At 60.6% G+C, this 836-nt stretch carries 1 protein-coding gene; it reads right to left on the reverse strand.

The genetic code is table 11. From position 1 onward, the window contains the following. The coding region (purU, locus tag EEQ99_RS34345) for a formyltetrahydrofolate deformylase (RefSeq protein ID WP_244604889.1) at nt 1-836 on the reverse strand (836 nt) is incomplete at both ends.

The raw sequence follows: 836 nt of genomic DNA on the forward strand, positions 1-836 counted from the left end.
CCGGGGCTTGCCGGGAAGACCACGGTGCGGTTGCCGTTGATGAAGGTGCGGTGATGGATATGGGCGTGGATGGCGCGCGCCAGCACCTGACTTTCGACGTCGCGGCCGATCGAGACATAGTCGTCGGGCGACTGCGCATGGGTGATGCGCGCCGTGTCCTGCTCGATGATCGGGCCTTCGTCGAGATCGGCGGTGACGTAATGCGCCGTCGCCCCGATCAGCTTGACGCCGCGGCCATAGGCCTGCTTGTAGGGATTGGCGCCCTTGAAGCTCGGCAGGAAGGAATGATGGATGTTGATGATCCGGCCGGACATTTTCTGGCACATCTCGTCCGACAGGATCTGCATGTAGCGGGCGAGCACGATCAGTTCGGTGCCGGTCTGCTCGGCCACCTCCATGATCCGGGCCTCGGCCTGCACCTTGTTGGCCTTGGTGACCGGAATATGGTGGAAGGGGATGTCGTGATTGACCACGACCTTCTGGTAGTCGAAATGGTTGGAGACGACGCCGACGATGTCGATCGGCAGCGCGCCGATCTTCCAGCGGTAGAGCAGGTCGTTGAGACAATGGCCGAAGCGCGACACCATCAGCAGCACCTTCATGCGCTTCTCGCTGTCGTGAAACTCGTAATCCATCTCGAAGGGCGCGGCGACGGCTGTAAAACCGGCGTCGATATCGGCACCCGAAAGCCCTTCTTCCGAAATGAAGCTGACGCGCATGAAGAACTTGCCGGTATCGAGATCGTCGAACTGCGAGCTGTCGATGATGTTGCAGCCCTTCTCCGCCAGATAGCTCGAAATCGCCGCAACGATGCCGCGCGTCGATTTGCAGGATAC

The sequence above is a fragment of the Rhizobium anhuiense genome, from assembly GCF_003985145.1.
In the GTDB taxonomy this organism is placed as follows: domain Bacteria; phylum Pseudomonadota; class Alphaproteobacteria; order Rhizobiales; family Rhizobiaceae; genus Rhizobium; species Rhizobium anhuiense.